Genomic DNA, 14,797 nt, shown 5'->3' with positions numbered 1-14,797 from the left:
GGTCAGTTCCTGCGGATCCCCGTCGCAGGAACCATCTGCGGGATGTGAGAAGCGAGTGCCTGGCTGTCACCGTTGAAATGGAGCGTTCGCAGACCGAGCTGGGCGGCGACAGCGCAGTTCTCAAGCCTGTCGTCGACGAAGAGAGTATTTTCCGGGTGGGGCAACCCGGCAGCCACGACGGCGGCCTCGTATGCACGCGGGTCCGGCTTGTTCACGCCGAGCCGGGCGGAGTAGACGGTCCTCGTCATCAGGGTGCTGCACCAGGCAGAGAGGTCGAGTGCCTCCGCAAGCGGGTGCGGGACATTCGACAGAAGAGTCATCCGAAGGCCGCCTGCGTGTGCTGCTTGCAGGACCCGGTGTCCTGTCTCACTGAAGGTTGACCAATCTCACCGAAGATTGACCGCTGCGGTGTTGTCTCAACGAAGCGTGATCGAGACATCCCGCTGGCAGCCTGGTGGTGTGTACGACTTCACCGAGCAAGGGCTTCGCGACGCGATCGCGGCAGCGGAATCGCCGGCCTGGTCTGTGAGGGCTGCCGCGGGACGACGTCTGGCGGCAACACGGCAGATTGAGGGTGTCGCCGATGTCCTGCACCGTCTGTTGCTAGACGCTCAGGACACCGGCGTAACCTCAGATACTGCGTCAGCTCTCTTGGCTCGGAGAGATCTGGCTGGCCTGCGTGCCGTGCTCGCTGCCCGTACAGTCGCCTCTGACCAGGGAACCGCCGATCAGCTCGCTGCGGAGCTGGACTGTGACCCACGCTGGGCGACCGGACAGGACGGCGACGAGCTGATCGTGCAGCTTCGGACCTTGGCAGCGGACAGAGACCCCGATGTCCGCAACGAAGCCCTATTGCGGCTTACACGCCTGCGCTGATCGGAAGGCACTGATCAATCTTCGGTGAGATCGGTCAACCTTCAGTGAGACAGGACACCCGGACGACGTCCTCGTCGGTGTGGGTCCACATCTCGGCGTCGGTGCTGCGCAGTGCGTAGAGCAGGGTGCTGCCCGGCGGGGCGGTCAGTTGGCCGTACAGCATGCCGCTCCAGAAGGTGTGGGTGCTGATCTCGCCGGCGTCGTACAGCGCGCGGCGTGCCCAGAACTCGATCTCGAAGTTGGCGGTCTGATCGGCGGGCCATCCGGCGAGTGCGGCCAGCCGTAGCCACATCTGCTGGTGGGTTGCTTGCCGATGACGCCGTGGTAGCCGAGGATCAGGGCCTCGAGCCTTGGGACAGGTGTGGGGAAAGGTGCGGTCATCGGGGTTCCAATGCTCGATGGGCGGAAAGGGCGACAACTGCCGTCAGCAGGACGGGCAGGGCGAGGGCTACGGACAGGCTGCTGAGCGAGGCGAGCGCTCCGATCACGGCAGGCCCTGTGAGCGGGCCGAGATATCCGGTTGCAGCGACGGCGCCGACGGCTCGGGGGCCGCCGCGTCCTGCGGCGCTGATCAGGGACGGCACCGTAGTTGACAGTCAGAGGCCGAGCGCCATCCACCCGATCAGGGAGGCCGGGGCGGAGTCGATGAGCAGGCCGGCGCCGAGTCCGGTTGCTGCGAGGGCGGCACCGGCGCGGACGACGGCGGCGGCCCGAAGCGAGCCGCTGCGGCTGATCGTCTTCATGGGAGCGGCCACCTGCGCCGCACTCACCCACGGTGGTGGCGCCTGGCTCGCGGGTCTGCTGTAGGGGTGCTGAGGCGCGATCCAGATTTTTCGGAGTTCGGCGGTCTGACAATGTCGAGAACGTGCCACTGGCTCCGTCCCAGGGACAGCAGCGGCCACCACCGGCCGCACAAGGAAGAAGGAGAAACCTGCATGGCGATTCAGCGGATGGACAACGTCGGCATCGTCGTCGAGGACCTGGATGCCGCCATCGCGTTCTTCGTGGAACTCGGTATGGAGCTGGAGGGCAGGGCGGAGGTCGAGGGCCTGTTCGCCGACCAGTGCACCGGACTCGACGGCGTCCGCTGTGACATCGCGATGGTCCGGACCCCGGACGGTCACAGCCGGCTCGAGCTGGCGAAGTACCGCAGCCCCGCGGTGATCAGCGCCGGGCCGCGCAACCGGCCGCACAACATTCTCGGCACGCACCGCGTCATGTTCGCCGTCGACGACATCGAGGACACCGTTGCCCGCCTGCGCCCTCACGGCGCCGAACTCGTCGGCGAGATCGCCCGGTTCGAGGACAGCTATCTGCTCTGCTACCTCCGCGGCCCGGAGGGCATCATCGTCGGACTGGCCGAGCAACTGCGCTGAGAAGGAGAAACCGAACCATGCAGCCGAACGAGATCATCGAGGTTCTGAACCGCCCGATCAGCCAGGAGCTGCTGGCCCGTGACGTGACCCGGTCGCATATCGGCATGTCTACGACGAAGAACGCCCCCAAACTCCCGTGGCCACCCTCGCGCACAGGCTCCTGAAACGACGGCACCAGTAGGTGAGACACATCTGAGTGTCTGGCTGGCCGCGCATGAAGCTGGCTCCCTTCATCAGGCCTCCTGGAATCGATCTTCTAGGCTGGCGTGGTGACTGATGAGCAGGAGCGGGTGCAGCCGTCGGGCGTGTGGGCCACGGCGGTGGGGGTGGCCAGGGTGCGGGCGCTGGAGACCGAGCGGGAGAACGCGCTGTTCCGCGACCCACTGGCACAGGCCTTCGCCACCGCCGGCGGCCTGTGGCCCTCCTCGCCGCCGCTGCCCGATGACGAAGCCGCGCGACGCCGCCGGCTGACCGTGTCGTTCTCCATCGTCATCAGGACGAAGTTCCTCGACGACCTGTTGCAGCAGGCCTCCGCGTCCGGGGTCCGGCAGGTCGTGCTGCTCGGCGCCGGCATGGACAGCCGGGCCTTCCGGATGGACTGGCCCGAGGGCACCCGGCTGTTCGAGGTCGACACCGCCGCGCCACTGGACTTCAAGGCTTCGGTGCTGCGCCAGGAACGGGCCGACGCACGCTGCGAGCGGATCACCGTCGCGGTGGATCTGCGTGAGGACTGGCCAGGCGCGCTGGCCGCCGTAGGGCATGACCCGGCCGTGCCGACCGTGTGGATCGCCGAAGGACTGCTGATCTATCTGCCCGAGGACGCGGTGGAGCTGCTGCTGGCCCGGATCAGCGCGCAGTCGGCGGCAGGCAGTCGGATGGGGCTGACGTTGGGCTCGCGCGGCGTGATCGAGCGCTTCGGCGCGGACGCCGCGCCGGGATCGGCGGCGTCCATGTGGGTCTCGGAGATGCCCGACGACCCGGTGGGCTGGCTGGCCGGGCACGGCTGGGAGGCCGACAGTCACACCCTGCGCGAGCGCGCTGCCGCCTACGGCCGCCCGATCAGCACCCCGCCGCAGCGCGAGGAGCGGCCCGGCGGACTGATCTCGGCGGTCCGCCGGTAGAGCGCCTCCCGGTTCCCTAGATGATCGATTCCAATGGGACCTGATGAGTGGAGTGTGGAGCCAGGTTCATTCGCGGCCAGCCAGTTGTGCGCGCACTGACCGCCTACGACCACTAAAGTTCGCCCGAAAATCGCCAGGCTGGACGGTGGTGTGGTCGACAGTCCTTCGCCGTGAACGAAGTGCTGCCGCAGTTGAACGAGCTGCTGTTTTCCTCGGTCGAGGGCGTGTTGGTGGAATCGGTCGAGGTGATCGGCACGGTCGTCAGGGTCGAGGCCCGTACGACCGCAGGGCGGGCGGCCTGTGTGGGGTGCGCATACTGGGCGGGGCGAATACAAGGCTCCTACCTGCGATTTCCTCGTGATCTGCCGACGCCGGGCAAGTGCGTCGTGGTGCCGTTGCGGGTGCGGAGGTTCGTCTGCGAGGAGGAATCCTGCGAGCGCATGACCTTCGCCGAGCAAGTACCCGGTCTCACCCGCAGGTTCGGGCGACGGACCGAGCGGCTGCGGTCGACGCTGGTGTCGGTCGGTCTTGCGCTCGAGGGCCGGGCCGGCGCCCGGATGACGGACGCCTTCAAGGTTCCGGTCAGCCGGAACACCCTGTTGAGGCTGATCGCCTCGCTTCCGGACCCCGCCACCGCTGTACTCCGCGTGGCCGGCGTGGACGAGTACGCCCAGCGCAAGGGCCGTGTCTACTCGATCAGGGTGAGCTCGTCGGGGCCGGTCGGGCCCTCGGTCGAAGGGTTGAGCACGAAGGCGCCTGAGAAGCACTTGCGCAGGGCGAGGGTCAGCTCGCGGTTGTCCAGGGCGCTCTCCACGACGTGCCGGTACGCCAGGCCGAGTGGCTCGATGGCTCGACCAGGGCGGTGTACGTCGCCTCCGGGTCGCTCTCCTCGATGTCGTTGAACGTGGTGCCGGGCGAGATCCGCAGGCCGGTGCGCTGGAGCCGATCTCTGCGGTGACGGCCTTGGTGACCTCGACGGTGAACTTGATGCGGCCCTCGACGGAGCCGCCCCAGGCGTCGGTGCGGCTACCTCATCCACCAGTTCATCGCGACCGGCTCCAACCGGCGCCGTTCCTGTCGAGTCTGGCCGCCGAAGCCGGGACGTACAGCCCCGAGGTCGGTGAATTGCTCGCCCGCAATGTGGGAGACCTGCTCACGACGGTCGTCACCGAACGGCTCGGCCGGGATGCCGCCCCGACGGACGCCGGCCGGCAGACCCTGCTGCAGCGGATCCGGCACTTCATCAACGCACACCTTGCGGATCCGGCCCTGTCGGCGGAAGCAATCGCCGCCCACCACCACATCTCCGTACGCCACCTGCAACGCCTGTTCCAGGCCGAGGGGACGACGGTCAACGGATGGATCCGCGGCCGTCGTCTCAAGGAGTGCGGCCGCGAGCTCAGCCGCCCCCGCCGGAGCAGGCCGGCCGTGTCCGCGGTGGGGCTTCGTCAGCCCCGCCCACTTCAGCCGGGCGTTCCGCGCCGCCTACGGCATGTCGCCGCGCGAATGGCAGGCCACGGCCGATGCGACCGGCGGTGCGGCTCCAAGACTCTCCGCGCCTGGGTGAGCGGCCGCGTCCTCAAGTCAGGCGCTCCCGTGGGCCGCCCTCGCTTGCGACTCGGTACGCGATTGAGGTCAGGACGTGCCGGCCTGACGGGTCGGCTGGTAGGTGATCAGCAGGCAGCATGCCAGGCGAGCACCAGTTCGGTGCTCGGCTTGCGGCGGGTCGGCCGACGGGCGGAGCGGTTCGAGAGCAGTGAAAGTGGGCCGCCTACGACTGGCAGGCCAAGGCGGTCAAGTGCCACCGGGGTGAGATCCGGGCGGCGTACGGGTTCAGGGCGAACACCGAGGCGCCGTGCCGTCCGCAGAAGCGGTGCGCGCCGAGATGGCGCCGGTTGCGGGTGTCGACGGCGGTCAGGGACTCACGGGGCCAGACGGCCGGGTCGCGGCGTACTCGTAACCCTGCTCCAGGCGGCGGAACTTCTGCGCCGCCCGCTCGTGGAAGACGGTGCCGTCGGCAGGAGCTTCACCGTGCGCGCGGTCGCCCGGCCGGCGTACACCGCGTGCGTCGCCTGATAGATCGTCCTGGAGTGCCCCGCCAGGACCAGGGCCCCGGAAGCGGTCCGACGGGGAACGGGGTCGGCGAACGAGACGACTCCCCCCACGCCGACGGCGAGCAACCCCTCGAAGCAGCGGGCGAGGAACCAGCTCTACGCGTTGCCCGGGCACTCATCGAACAGGACGAACCGCGTGCACACCAGGGATTCCGTGTAAGGGACCTTCTGCGCACCGAGGGACACCGTCGTCGCAGTTCGCGGCGCATCTCTCGTGCGAGGCGATGGTGAGACTGATTGGTGCACCATTGATCTGAAACGCTTTGTGTTCGCGCTCGTTGACGGTGTGTGAGTGATCAGGTGGGGGATGCGTGGACCTGGTCACCGGACGCACAGGAGGCTGTGCGTTTGCTGGCGGTTTCCGCGTTGGTGGAGGGCCGGGGCCGGTCGGAGGTTGCCGCCCTGTTCAGAGTGTCGGTCAGGGCCGTGGACAAGTGGTGGGCGAGGTGACAGGCGGGTGGCCGAGACGCGCAGCTGTCCCGTCCGCGGGGCCGGCGTGCGGGTGATCATCAGGTCCTGTCCGAGGCTGAGCAGGCGCGCGAGGGAACACTCCTCGGCTGCGACTCGGGCCAGCTCCCGCACCGCGCCGTCACGGACGACCGCGTACAGCGTGACCCGCAGCAGCGTCCGCACCCGCTCCGATACCCGCAGCGGTTGTTCGACCGCGAACTGCTCGCCGACGGTCTGTGGACGTGACCCGATCCGTCGCTGGTCGTCGTCGCTGTCCTACCGCTCGACCACCGCGTTCAGCGCCTCGTCTCGTACCTGGTCAGGACCACGCCGCCGGGAAACGTCCGTGTCTCCACCAGGTTCAGGCTCGCCCAGCTGTCCAGCGCGGTGAAGAACGGTGTGCCGCTACCCACCAGGACCGGATGGGTGACGATCGCGTACTCGTCGATCAGCCCGGCCCGCATCGCCGCCCCTGCGAGCGCTGCGCCACCGACCCTCATCGGCCCACCGTCCTCGGCCTTGAGCCGAGTGATCTCCGCGACCGCGTCGCCGGAGACCAGGCGAGTGTTCCAGTCGACCTTGTCGACCGTCGAGGAGAACACCACCTTCGGCGTGTCCCGCCAGTTCCGCGCGAACTCGATCTCCGCTGGGGTGGCGTTGGGCTGCTGGTCGCCAGTCGGCCAGTAGGCGCTCATGGTCTCCCACAGCTTGCGCCCATACAGCAACAGGCTGATCGCCCGCTCCTGGTCGAGCCACCACTGGAACAGCTCGTCGCTCGGCGGTCCGCTCCAGCCGATGTCGTCGCCGGCCGCGGCGATGTAGCCGTCCAGGGTCAGGTTCATGCCGTAGATCAGTTTCCGCATGGCTCAGCCTTCCGTTCGTGGGTGTCCGGCGTATAGACCAGCGCGGCGCGGGAAACTCATCGGTGCGCGATCTGGGCTCGCCGGTAGCCCTCGTGCTCGGGGCTCGGCGTGGGGTACTCGGCCGACTCGGACAAGCCGCCTGATCTCGACCTCGCCCTCGCGAGGAAATGCCACGGATTTGAGACTGATCATGGGTGACAAGGCCGTGAGACAGCCAAGAACGCCCAGGTCACGCAAGATCGACATGTCACGAGCGGCGAGACCCCGCATCACTGGTCGGCGACGTCACCAACGCCCTCAACGGCCCGGCATACATCCAGCACCCGACTCGAACATCCGAGGAACTGCGAGGCTCCTGCCGGGTGCTCTTGGGAAGGATTAGTTCTTCAGGTGCGCGATGCCGTGCTCCACACGGATACGCCGGGAGGAGTGGGCTTTGCGCAGGCGTTCATGCATCTCTTCGTACCAGTCCGGCGGGTTCTTCTTGCACTTGCGGTGCGGTGGTGTCACTACACACCCTCCTGTCTGAGCGCCCAGTCCCTGGTAGCCGGCGTCGGCAAGGATCTCCACGACCGGCCCGTTGGCCAGGAGCTTGACCAGGCTGAACTGTCGGGCATGGGTGATGTCCGTGCAGCTGGCGGGCTCGGCCGGGCTGCAGAAGAGCAGCCGCCCGTCAGCGTCCGTGACGGCCATGAACTTGACGGCGTTCTGCTTGTTCTTGCCGGAGATGAACTTCTCCCGGTCCTTGCGCCCGTCGGCCGGGCGGCGGACCCGGATCCCGGTGCCGTCGATCCATCGCGGCGACGTCCGGAGTTGATCACCCGCCGACTCGCCACGCTCGCCCCCAGCGGCCTCCATCCGCTCGATGAGCCGACGGTGCGCCCGGTGGTCCGCCAGGCCGTCCGTGACGTCCGCACCGCCCCGCCGCCGGCGCCCGCCGATCCGCCGGCGGATCCTACGCTCGCCGGGCTGCGCGCCGTCGTCGACGACCTCGCTGCAGTACGCACGCGATCGGGGAGCTGATGCTCGAAGTCGCCCCGGCCTACCTCTCCGACACCGACGCGGCCGACGTCCTGGCGCCGCTGTGCGAGCAGATCGGCGAGACCCTCGAGAACGGCCTCGTCGCCCGCCGCTACGTCCGGCGACCGCCGCGCCCAGCACGGCACCGTCCTGTAGCCCACCGCTCCCGCTCCTGTGAGGCGCACAGCGTCGTCCTGCTCCCTCAAGAGCCTGTGAGAAAACGCGGTGCTGCGGTACTCAGGGGAGGAACGTCACTGCCGGGAAGGCTGGGGACGGGCCGTCGAGCAGGTGCCCCCGACGGTGGCGCAGGTGCTCGTCGAAGAACGCGAGCGGGTATGCCTGCTGGATCTTCACCGCCTGGTCGGGATCGAGGGTGCCGATCACGTCCTGGAGCTGCTGCCCGCTCCATCCGAGCAGCTTCGCCACCTGCGGGAACAGCGCCTCATTGTCGCCGTACGAGACGTGGACGGCGCCCTGGGCCTGAATGTTCAGCCGCCAGCCCCGCAGGTGCGACCAGAATGCGGCGGCCTCGGGATCCGTGGCCCGGGTAAACACGGCGGACATCATCATGAACGGCCGGTCCAAGTCGCCGGCCAGTGGCGGGTTCATCTGCATCGGGCCGTCGAGGCTCAGCCCGGCCCGGATGCGCTCGTCCGCGAGCGTGGCGCAGGCGGTGGCCGTCCCGCCCTTCGACCAGCCGAACGCGCCCACGCGCCGCGGGTCGAGGGAGCCGAGCAGCCCGGCCGGCAGCTCCCTGTGGTCGACGTCGGGATTGCACCCGGCGGCGAGCTGCTCGACGCAGTCGAGGACGAAGCGCAGGTCAGCAGCGAAGTCCCCGGGCAGCGTCGGCGCCTGCCCGTCGTGGAGCGGGACGGCTATCCGGCCGTCGGGGAACTCGGTGTACGTGTCGTATTGGTGAGCCACCGTCACAGCCGCGTATCCATGGCTGGCGAGCTCTTGGACCATGACGGTGTGGTCGCCCTGGTGGCTGTGCGCGCCATGCGAGAACACGACGACGGGCAGCCGTCGGCCCGATCGCCGCACCGGAGCGCCCACGTGGCCGGCAGTGAGCGGCCCCAGGCGGACCAGAGCGCTGAACCCGGCGTCGGCGAGGAACGCCTGAAGTGCGCCGGCTGGCATCCAGGGCGCCACCGGGTACCGCTGAACGTCCCGGGCGGGGTACCAGACGGTGGCCATCAGCTCGCGGAAGTGCCCGGGGCCCGCGATGTCGTCCGGACGCGACCGGTCGACGAGGTGCAGCTGGACCGTGCCCACCGGGTGCGGCCCGGTCGGCACGGGCAGCATGAGCCGCGTCACGGCGGGGGCGGCCGGGTCGGCCCACGCGGGGCCGGCAACGGCGGCGAGCGGCACAGCGGCCAGCGCGGCTCCCAGCATGCTCCGGCGCGTCATGCCCTTCCGGCTGATGAACGGCGTGGTGGTCATGGCCCCTCCCGTGGTGACGGATCGTCAACCGTGCCGCTGCGGCTGGTCCGTGGGCACAGGGGAACGCTGTCACGTGCCCCTCCCGCGCAGCATCGGCCCACGGGTTTACACCCTGGGGCTGATGCGGTCGGCGGTGTCATCCGGTTGTGAGGCCATCCCGATCACCTCGAGCTCGCGGTCCAGCAGGATCAACCGGTCCCGCTCCAGCCACGACTCGTACCCCACGTGGTCGCTCACCGTCGCTGAGGAGCAGAGCCCGCGAAGGTGGCCACCTTTGGCCAGCGGAAATCGCGTCAAGATCGTTTGGCAAACGGTCAAGATCTCGTGTCAGAGGCCACCTCCGTACGCCCTGTGTCCCGTGACACTGAACCTTGACCGATTGACACCGAACGTTGACCGGCGCGTGTTTCTGCCACTGAAGGTTGACCGACCGGGCCAACGGGCCGGACGCTCGAGTCCCGGGAGCTCACGTGCCCTCGTCTCGAACGAGCCCGGCTGACGGGACGCATCCCGCCAGTCGGACTCGGCGACGATGTGTCTCACGGGCTCGCGTCATTCCCGCGGTTCGCGGGGTCGGGGCTGCACAGCCAGCCGTTGATGGCGAATCGGCTGTCCGCGTGCTGCTTGCTCGGGCAGCTGACCGGCCGTACCTCATGCCAGGCAGTGGGGAGGAAGAACACGATGCTGTCGTGCTCGGGTTCCCAGTCCCGCCAGGTGCGTTCCTGCCATCTCCCGGCTGTCTCGGTGTGCAGTGGCAGAGCCGCGTCGAACACACGCAGCTCGCCCCCATCGAAAGGCCGGGGTGTGCGATGCAGGTAGTACACGAATGTGAGCAGACGACGGGGGGCGAACTCGGCGCTGGTGTCCTGGTGCGGCCGGTAAAAGTCGCCGTCGTTGTGCGCGTTGAGGCTGTAGCTGGGTTCGGTGTGCTGGCAGGAGACTCCGAGAGTGTGCTCGACCGCCTCCAGCACCTCGTCGATGGCTGCCATCAGCTCGGGTGCGGCGAAGTCGTGGCGCGAGCGGGACCGGCGAAAGTCGGGGACCACCTCTCGGTCGCGGATCATGGAGGGCTGCAACGTGTCGCCGGCGGAGTCGATGGCGCGCTCCAGTAGGGCGCCGGCCGTCTGCTCACCCAGGAACTGTGTGATGCGACAGACCGTCACCGGAAGCCGCCAGACCGCGTCCGTACACACCGGTGACCGGTGATCCATCGCCTGGGATGGTCCCGTCACAGTGTCGTGTCGTGCCAAGGTGTCCTGCCTTCTGGATCGCGATGAGTGTTCCGCAGGGGCCGACTCCTCCAGCCTTCTGAGGGAAGAGATGGCGACCGCGGGCCGCGCTCGGCGAGGGCGGGCGACTGTGGCCACTGGCCTTCCCCGGCCGAGTGCTGGAACATCACAACAGGCCATCTGGCGTCGTCACGCGGCCCCGGACGTGTTCACGCTCGCGGCTTGTCGCAGACGATCCATTTCAGCCGTGAGCTCTTCCACGCGGCGGTGCAGTGCCTGGATGCACACCAGGGCGACGCCGAGGCCGTCGACGACGGGGATGGTGGTGTCGTCCTGGTTGAAGCCGAAGGCGGCGTGCCAGTCCTGGGCCATCGGCCCCAAGTGACGTACGCCTTCTGGCTCCCAGAGGTAGCGCCAGGTACTGATGGGCAGCGCGGCCACGGTCTCCAGGACCGCGTAGCCGTTGACCGGGCCGACCGGCGCCACACCGCTGCTCTCCCGCGTCTCGGCTCGAAGCCGTGCCGGGTCACCGCGGTCAGCCGTCCGAGACCGCCGACGGAAGATTCGCACCGCTACCGGCTCCAGTCGACCGGGACCACGTCTTGCTTGAGCGCACGGTCGCTGCAGACGGCGCATGGGCTGCCCGGGACACCGGGGCCCTGGTCAGTGCCGATCGTGATCGCTCCGTGGGCCCCGGCCGGGGCGTGAACGCCGTCGCCGACCATTGCGGCTTCGTAGCCGCCCAGCAGTTCCTGGAGGGTTCCGGGGCCCAGGTTCTCCGGAGCAGCGATCGCAGCGATGCCGTCGTAGTCCGTGTAGGCCGTCCCCAGCGTCCTGCCGCCCGTGGTGGCGAACACGATCTTCGCGCCGCGAATGGGCTCCCCGGTCACCGCGTCGGACGCCATCGCGTTGATGTTCTCCAATTGCATCTGAGTGACATTCAGGCTGGCCTGGCTGGCCGTGAGCCTGGTCGGCTTCAGACTGAGGCATTCCGTCCCGCTGCACGACGGCGTCGCCGTGGGGGCGGCGGACGCGGGGGCACCACTTCCTACTCCCAGCGCCGCCATAGCCACGGCCATTGCCGAGACAGCCATACGCCCCGAAGACCTCACGTCCCACTCCCATGTGTCAGCGACGGACGCCGTCTCATCCGGACGGCACACAGACTGTAAGGGCGCCCGCCAGGCGATACTGCGTGAAGATCGGAGATGCCTTCTATCGGGTGAACTGTCGGCCGGGGGAGCTGACTTGGTCAGTGTCCGTTCTCATCGAGGTTCGCTGACCGAAGGTCTCTGAGCTGGGAGTTGTCATCTTGGGGTGACACGGTTCCGCCGCTGGAGTGTCACGTGCTCTGACGAATGATCAGCAGAGCACGAGTGTGTCATCGAGCATGGTGAGGGGCGGATCGCTGAGCTGTGGTTCGTCATCTTCGCCGATACTGGCCTCGGGCTCTTCTCACTGGACTTGGCAGTATCCGGAAGGGCGCGAGATCGGGGTCTGTGGTCTTGATGTGGCCGCGCAGGGAGAAGCAGCTGAGAAGCTGTGCTCATGATGGACAAGGCCGGTGGAGTTCAAGGTCAGTCGGTTTGCCCGGGGAAGTATGGACGCGTTGAGCGTGAGAGACGGTTCCTGCTGGCTGAACCTCCGAAGCCGTGGACGGTAACGGTCACCCGTGTGATCGCCGACAAAGACGCGTTTCAGCGTGCCTCCCTTGGGCGTCGACGTCTTCGACGGTCCCCTGCAGAGTCTGGTCCTGGCTGAGGCCGAGTTCACCACCGACGAGGGGGCCCAGTCCTTTATTCCCCCTTCAGAGTGCGTGGCAGAGGTGACGGAGACAGTAGGGGCTTCAGGCGGCTAGCCGACGGCTGCACGACCGCCAGGCTGTCCTGGCTCGTGACGGCAAGGACGTCCAGGACAAGCCCGACCACTGCCAGCCGGCGTCCGGGTCCTGGTACTCGGTCTACGGCGACACCACGGTCACCGACGTCGCCCAGGCCACGATCGACCACATGGTCCCTCTCGCCGAGGCCTGGCGCTCCGGCGCCGACACCTGGACCGCTGATCAGCGCAAGGCCTTCGGGAACGCCTGAAGGATCCCGCTGCTGCTGATCGCCTTCGGGTCGTCAAACAGTTCGAAGTCGGACAGTGGGCCGGCGGACTGAAAGCCGACGAACCATGCCTTCTGGTGCACGTACGCCAAGGACTACACGCACATCAAATCCGTCTTCAAGCTGACCACCACCGACGACGAGAAGTCGGCGCTGTCGACCATGCTCGACACCTGTACGAACTGACCAGCGGCCGGCACCGCCACGGCCCTGCGGAGGCAAGGTGAGGCCCGACCGGGTGTTCTGTGGGGCGGAGAGGGCAGGATTCGAACCTGCGTGGGCCCCGCGGGGGCCCGACCTTGAGGCGTGCTCGCTGGTCCCCGATCAACCACTCCGGGCACCTCTCCTCGTTCGCGCCCCCGGTGGTGCCGGCGCCGCTCACGTGAACCACAGTGGCAGGGCTTGCTGACGGGGACCTGATGAGCAGCTGACTCGTGTTGCCGACTGAGGGGGATCCGATCGTGCGTGCGGCTTGGCGCGCGGGGCGCGACTTCTGCTCCGACGCCTGGGCCTCACCCACGGCACCGGCTTCGGCCAATTCCACCTCGGCGGCGACGTCGCCGGCGGACGGCCCCGGCCGACGATGACCAGGCGGTGAGGCTGCGCTATGCCAACGAACATGGCTTGCGGCCCGCTCGACGTTGGTGTCGAGGGGGCCGGTGCGTTGGTAGCGGGGCAGGATTTGAACCTGCGACCTCACCACACCTGCGGCCCCGGCCTGCGACCCGGACGCCACCGCCCTTGAGCCGGCCGGGACGGGTTCATGCCGGGCCGCCCTTGCCCGGGCTCTGCGGGAGGCGATCGGATCGTGAGTTCAGCGCCGGGCGAGTTCCTGCTGCCAGACGGGGCTCTCGAAGTAGTGGTTGTCGAACTGCTCGGAGCTGTCGCGGATGTCCTGTACCGAGGCCTCGCCCTGGTACACCCGCTCCAGCAGCCGGTAGTAGTCGAACCGGTCCATCCCCGGAGTGAAGACGACGAGCATCTCGGCCTCGCTGTCCGGGGCCGGGGCGAAGGCATGCGGCACGGTCGGCGGGACGGTCAGAAAGTCGCCCTGGCCGAGCGTGAGGACCTGGTCGTCGAGCAGGATCCGCATGGATCCGCTGAGCACGTAGAACATCTCGGTTGCCCGGGTGTGGAAGTGTGCGGGAGCACCGGGCGAGCCCTTGTGCAGCGTCGCGCGGTTGGCGGTCAGCGCACTGCCGGTGGTGTTCGCGTCGGCCAGCAGCGTGATCAGGCTGGTTGCACCGTCCTGCAGTGTCTCGGCCTCGCCGGCGCGGACGAGGACGGGCTTCGGGGCACTGGTGAACGTCATGGTCACTCCTGGGGCTCAGTAGTTGCGCCGACCGGTGTTCCCGGCGACACCACTGAATCTAGGCTCCGGAGAGACCCATGTGAGGGTGCATTGAAGGCGTGAAATCATGGGTCAATCTAGCGGCCGGTGCGCGGGGCGCGCATCGAGGGCATGGCCGACGGAGTCCGCGTCCTCGGAGAACTTCCCCACGTGCGTAGAGCCCTTGTCCTCCAGGCCCCGGCCCATGTCATGAAACAGGGGCGCCCATCCGACTACACCCCGCCACAAGGAGTGGACCGTCAGCCGACTGGCAGCGGATGCGTTGGGGCGAGGGAGGGGCGGCATGTCACAGGGGCGGTAAGTCACGGTCATCGTGCTGGCGGCGGCCGGGGTTCTCTCCATGCCGTTGATCTGGCTGCTGGACAGCCCCGATGCGGGGCAGCTGGTCGGGGCCTCCATCCAGGCCGCCGTCGGCGTCGCGGCCCTGATCGGGGCGCTGTTCCAGCACCCGGCAAGCCGCACGGACGACACGGCCGCGCGGACCGGAGTGGCGCGCGCGAGCGGCGGAGGCACGGCTGTCACCGGCGTTGAGTGCCCGCAGGGCCGGGGCAGCGGATCGGCGCAGACGGAGAGGACCGGCAACGCTACCGCCGGTGGCGACGGCAGCAGCGCTGTCAGCAGCATCGACTACACCTGACCAGTTCGGTTCGGCTAAAGCACGGCCCAAGGCAAGGGGGAGGGTTGTCGCGTGGGCGGAGGAGACAAGCGTCCCCCAAGCCCCGCGGCGCCCCCGATGCGTAGGTGACGGTGACCGACACCGGGAACGCTACAGCCACGTTCCAAGCCACGGCGGTGACCGGCTACCGCGGACCAGCGCCGGGTAACGGCGGCGCCCCCGCTGGTCCG

The 14,797-nt window shown here is 68.4% G+C and carries 19 protein-coding genes and 2 pseudogenes; 6 read left to right on the top strand and 15 right to left on the bottom strand.

What is annotated here, in order from left to right; translation table 11 throughout:
- Positions 1 to 2 precede the first annotated feature (2 nt).
- Positions 3 to 350, bottom strand: a complete 348-nt coding sequence (locus SAVERM_RS02900; protein WP_338059015.1) for an HAD-IA family hydrolase — start codon at positions 348 to 350, stop codon at positions 3 to 5.
- Between the two features lie 109 nt (positions 351 to 459).
- Here SAVERM_RS02900 and SAVERM_RS39445 point away from each other — a divergent pair, with 109 nt between their 5' ends.
- The gene (locus tag SAVERM_RS39445) at positions 460 to 876 is read left to right on the top strand and encodes a hypothetical protein (RefSeq protein WP_197586424.1); all 417 of its coding nucleotides are present in this window, start codon (positions 460 to 462) and stop codon (positions 874 to 876) included.
- Positions 877 to 910: 34 nt separating this feature from the next.
- Here SAVERM_RS39445 and SAVERM_RS02895 read toward each other — a convergent pair whose 3' ends face one another.
- Together SAVERM_RS02895 and SAVERM_RS45760 are read right to left on the bottom strand one after the other, a co-directional pair.
- Positions 911 to 1,168, bottom strand: a complete 258-nt coding sequence (locus tag SAVERM_RS02895; protein WP_010981915.1) for a hypothetical protein — start codon at positions 1,166 to 1,168, stop codon at positions 911 to 913.
- A gap of 304 nt (positions 1,169 to 1,472) precedes the next feature.
- A complete protein-coding gene (locus tag SAVERM_RS45760; RefSeq protein ID WP_370628436.1) occupies positions 1,473 to 1,619 on the bottom strand; it encodes a hypothetical protein in 147 nt (48 codons plus the stop codon).
- A 192-nt stretch (positions 1,620 to 1,811) separates the two neighbouring features.
- Here SAVERM_RS45760 and SAVERM_RS02890 point away from each other — a divergent pair, with 192 nt between their 5' ends.
- The 3 genes from SAVERM_RS02890 (at position 1,812) to SAVERM_RS02885 (ending at position 3,373) form a co-directional block, all read left to right on the top strand.
- Positions 1,812 to 2,252: a VOC family protein gene (locus SAVERM_RS02890; RefSeq protein WP_030185481.1), complete on the top strand. Its 441-nt coding sequence runs from the start codon at positions 1,812 to 1,814 to the stop codon at positions 2,250 to 2,252.
- A gap of 17 nt (positions 2,253 to 2,269) precedes the next feature.
- Positions 2,270 to 2,416 (top strand): hypothetical protein, encoded by a 147-nt coding sequence (locus tag SAVERM_RS41080; RefSeq protein WP_010981913.1) that lies wholly within the window; start codon positions 2,270 to 2,272, stop codon positions 2,414 to 2,416.
- 141 nt (positions 2,417 to 2,557) lie between these two features.
- Positions 2,558 to 3,373: a class I SAM-dependent methyltransferase gene (locus SAVERM_RS02885; RefSeq protein WP_037651877.1), complete on the top strand. Its 816-nt coding sequence runs from the start codon at positions 2,558 to 2,560 to the stop codon at positions 3,371 to 3,373.
- Positions 3,374 to 4,064: 691 nt separating this feature from the next.
- Here SAVERM_RS02885 and SAVERM_RS41075 read toward each other — a convergent pair.
- Positions 4,065 to 4,398, bottom strand: a pseudogene (locus SAVERM_RS41075) (oxidoreductase); the annotation flags it as partial.
- Between the two features lies 1 nt (position 4,399).
- Complete coding sequence (locus SAVERM_RS44310; RefSeq protein WP_037651849.1) at positions 4,400 to 4,696, bottom strand: hypothetical protein; 297 nt, start codon at positions 4,694 to 4,696, stop codon at positions 4,400 to 4,402.
- On the opposite strand from SAVERM_RS44310, the gene SAVERM_RS44305 reads away from it, so the two are divergent.
- Positions 4,629 to 4,940 carry a helix-turn-helix domain-containing protein gene (locus SAVERM_RS44305; RefSeq protein ID WP_237528705.1) on the top strand — a complete coding sequence of 104 codons (312 nt, stop codon included), beginning with the start codon at positions 4,629 to 4,631 and terminating at the stop codon, positions 4,938 to 4,940. The genes SAVERM_RS44310 and SAVERM_RS44305 overlap by 68 nt on opposite strands.
- 1,293 nt (positions 4,941 to 6,233) lie before the next feature.
- Here SAVERM_RS44305 and SAVERM_RS02870 read toward each other — a convergent pair.
- From SAVERM_RS02870 to SAVERM_RS02840, 10 genes and pseudogenes are all read right to left on the bottom strand, one after another.
- Positions 6,234 to 6,800 (bottom strand): dihydrofolate reductase family protein, encoded by a 567-nt coding sequence (locus SAVERM_RS02870; RefSeq protein WP_010981909.1) that lies wholly within the window; start codon positions 6,798 to 6,800, stop codon positions 6,234 to 6,236.
- Between the two features lie 378 nt (positions 6,801 to 7,178).
- Positions 7,179 to 7,658, bottom strand: a complete 480-nt coding sequence (locus SAVERM_RS02865; protein ID WP_237528704.1) for a transposase family protein — start codon at positions 7,656 to 7,658, stop codon at positions 7,179 to 7,181.
- 399 nt (positions 7,659 to 8,057) lie between these two features.
- Positions 8,058 to 9,263 carry an alpha/beta hydrolase family protein gene (locus SAVERM_RS02860; RefSeq protein ID WP_010981907.1) on the bottom strand — a complete coding sequence of 402 codons (1,206 nt, stop codon included), beginning with the start codon at positions 9,261 to 9,263 and terminating at the stop codon, positions 8,058 to 8,060.
- Positions 9,264 to 9,368: 105 nt separating this feature from the next.
- Positions 9,369 to 9,500 (bottom strand): hypothetical protein, encoded by a 132-nt coding sequence (locus tag SAVERM_RS45245; protein WP_255253768.1) that lies wholly within the window; start codon positions 9,498 to 9,500, stop codon positions 9,369 to 9,371.
- A 302-nt stretch (positions 9,501 to 9,802) separates the two neighbouring features.
- A complete protein-coding gene (locus SAVERM_RS02855; RefSeq protein WP_010981906.1) occupies positions 9,803 to 10,474 on the bottom strand; it encodes a 2OG-Fe(II) oxygenase in 672 nt (223 codons plus the stop codon).
- A 207-nt stretch (positions 10,475 to 10,681) separates the two neighbouring features.
- A complete protein-coding gene (locus SAVERM_RS02850) occupies positions 10,682 to 10,978 on the bottom strand; it encodes a tail fiber domain-containing protein (protein ID WP_237528703.1) in 297 nt (98 codons plus the stop codon).
- 86 nt (positions 10,979 to 11,064) lie between these two features.
- Positions 11,065 to 11,421, bottom strand: a complete 357-nt coding sequence (locus SAVERM_RS02845; protein ID WP_237528702.1) for a hypothetical protein — start codon at positions 11,419 to 11,421, stop codon at positions 11,065 to 11,067.
- A gap of 1,133 nt (positions 11,422 to 12,554) precedes the next feature.
- A complete protein-coding gene (locus SAVERM_RS45240) occupies positions 12,555 to 12,683 on the bottom strand; it encodes a hypothetical protein (protein ID WP_255253766.1) in 129 nt (42 codons plus the stop codon).
- 168 nt (positions 12,684 to 12,851) lie between these two features.
- Positions 12,852 to 12,947 (bottom strand): annotated as a pseudogene (locus SAVERM_RS42160).
- A gap of 467 nt (positions 12,948 to 13,414) precedes the next feature.
- Positions 13,415 to 13,912, bottom strand: a complete 498-nt coding sequence (locus tag SAVERM_RS02840; protein ID WP_010982316.1) for a cupin domain-containing protein — start codon at positions 13,910 to 13,912, stop codon at positions 13,415 to 13,417.
- A 379-nt stretch (positions 13,913 to 14,291) separates the two neighbouring features.
- Between SAVERM_RS02840 and SAVERM_RS02830 the strand changes: the two genes are divergently transcribed.
- A complete protein-coding gene (locus SAVERM_RS02830) occupies positions 14,292 to 14,588 on the top strand; it encodes a hypothetical protein (RefSeq protein ID WP_174514666.1) in 297 nt (98 codons plus the stop codon).
- The last annotated feature ends 209 nt before the right edge of the window (positions 14,589 to 14,797 follow it).

The sequence above is a fragment of the Streptomyces avermitilis MA-4680 = NBRC 14893 genome (assembly GCF_000009765.2).
Taxonomy (GTDB): Bacteria; Actinomycetota; Actinomycetes; order Streptomycetales; family Streptomycetaceae; genus Streptomyces; species Streptomyces avermitilis.
This window is presented reverse-complemented; position numbering and strand designations above follow the sequence as displayed.

Bases quoted from the DNA above. Each gene is read 5' to 3' on its own strand.
- SAVERM_RS02895 (WP_010981915.1), bottom strand. From the start codon at position 1,168: ATGTGGCTACGGCTGGCCGCACTCGCCGGATGGCCCGCCGATCAGACC.
- SAVERM_RS45760 (WP_370628436.1), bottom strand. From the start codon at position 1,619: ATGAAGACGATCAGCCGCAGCGGCTCGCTTCGGGCCGCCGCCGTCGTC.
- SAVERM_RS02890 (WP_030185481.1), top strand. From the start codon at position 1,812: ATGGCGATTCAGCGGATGGACAACGTCGGCATCGTCGTCGAGGACCTG.
- SAVERM_RS41080 (WP_010981913.1), top strand. From the start codon at position 2,270: ATGCAGCCGAACGAGATCATCGAGGTTCTGAACCGCCCGATCAGCCAG.
- SAVERM_RS02870 (WP_010981909.1), bottom strand. From the start codon at position 6,800: ATGCGGAAACTGATCTACGGCATGAACCTGACCCTGGACGGCTACATC.
- SAVERM_RS02865 (WP_237528704.1), bottom strand. From the start codon at position 7,658: ATGGAGGCCGCTGGGGGCGAGCGTGGCGAGTCGGCGGGTGATCAACTC.
- SAVERM_RS02860 (WP_010981907.1), bottom strand. From the start codon at position 9,263: ATGACCACCACGCCGTTCATCAGCCGGAAGGGCATGACGCGCCGGAGC.
- SAVERM_RS02855 (WP_010981906.1), bottom strand. From the start codon at position 10,474: ATGGATCACCGGTCACCGGTGTGTACGGACGCGGTCTGGCGGCTTCCG.
- SAVERM_RS02845 (WP_237528702.1), bottom strand. From the start codon at position 11,421: ATGCAATTGGAGAACATCAACGCGATGGCGTCCGACGCGGTGACCGGG.
- SAVERM_RS02840 (WP_010982316.1), bottom strand. From the start codon at position 13,912: ATGACGTTCACCAGTGCCCCGAAGCCCGTCCTCGTCCGCGCCGGCGAG.
- SAVERM_RS02830 (WP_174514666.1), top strand. From the start codon at position 14,292: ATGCCGTTGATCTGGCTGCTGGACAGCCCCGATGCGGGGCAGCTGGTC.